Genomic DNA, 1,340 nt, shown 5'->3' with positions numbered 1-1,340 from the left:
CTTGAGTTCTAGTGGTTGTCGCAACACCCCAGCTCAGGGGATGCGATGGAGTTCGAGATCCGGGAGAACCGGGGGCGGCCGACCGGGAAGGGGATGGCCCGCGAGCGGGCCGCATACTTCCTGCTCATGGAGCAGGGGTACAGCACGCGGGAAGCCGCCCGGACAGTCGGCATCAACCTGCGCACTGGCAAGCGGTGGCGCAACGGCTGGCACTCACCGCCAGGCGGCCGGAAGGCAGTCCCTCCGATCTACCCGGTGCCGGGGCCTGCCCCGGCACCGGGTTCGGGGGAGCTGTCTCCCGCGCCGTCGCGGTATCTCCAGGAGCGCGACCGTATCCATATCGCCGACCGGCTGCGGGAGAAGGCGTCGGTCCGGCAGATCGCCGCCGAGCTGGGCCGCAGCCCCTCCACCGTCAGCCGCGAGATCCGCCGCAACCGGCGGCCCATGCCCCGGGGCGGCTTCACCTACCAGCCCTTCCACGCCCACCGCCGGGCCGAACGGCGCCGCCCCCGGCCCAAGGTGGGCAAGATCGGCCAGAACCCCGAACTGCGCGACTTCATCCAGGATCACCTGGCGATGCGCTGGAGCCCCGAGCAGATCTGCCACGCTCTGCGGGCACGGTTCCCCGACCGGCCGGAGATGCACGTGACCCACGAGACGATCTACCAGGCGCTCTACGTCCAAGGCCGCGGAGAGCTCCGCCGGGAACTGACCCGCTCGCTACGGACCGGCCGCGCCATGCGCCGCCCGCACCGTCACGCCTACAAGCGCCAGCCGGGCCCCGTCAGGAACATGGTCATGATCAGCCGGCGGCCCGCCGAAGCCGCAGACCGAGCCGTCCCCGGCCACTGGGAGGGAGACCTGATCATCGGCAAGAACGGCAAGTCCGCGATCGGCACCCTGGTCGAACGCTCCACCCGCTACCTCATGCTCGTCCACCTGCCCACAGGCCACAGCTCCCTGGCCACCCGCAACGCGCTCGCCACGACCATCCAGACCCTCCCGCGCCACCTCTGGCGGTCCCTGACCTGGGACCAGGGTTCCGAGATGACCGCGCATCGGTCCTTCAGCGTGTCCACCGGCATCCCGGTCTACTTCTGCGATCCGGCCAGCCCCTGGCAGCGCGGCTCCAACGAGAACACGAACGGGCTGCTGCGGCAGTACTTCCCCAAGGGCACCGATCTGGCCGCCCACACCTCCCAGGACCTGGTGACCGTCGCCGCCGAGCTGAACAGCCGGCCACGCAAAACGCTCGGCTGGGAAACCCCAGCCGAGCGTCTCGCTAAGCTCCTGGCGACAGCCAGTTGACCACTGTGTTGCTACGACCCCTGGAATTCGCC

1 protein-coding gene is annotated in these 1,340 nt (G+C 69.9%); it reads left to right on the top strand.

The genetic code is table 11. The features are described from left to right. Window positions 1–93: 93 nt before the first annotated feature. Window positions 94–1,308, top strand: a complete 1,215-nt coding sequence (locus ACH4SP_RS42505) for an IS30 family transposase (RefSeq protein WP_398423868.1) — start codon at window positions 94–96, stop codon at window positions 1,306–1,308. Window positions 1,309–1,340 lie beyond the last annotated feature (32 nt).

This window comes from Streptomyces sp. NPDC021093 (assembly GCF_044333135.1).
GTDB lineage: Bacteria > Actinomycetota > Actinomycetes > Streptomycetales > Streptomycetaceae > Streptomyces.
Note: the sequence above shows the minus strand (reverse complement) of the source record. Positions and strands in the feature narration are given on the sequence as shown.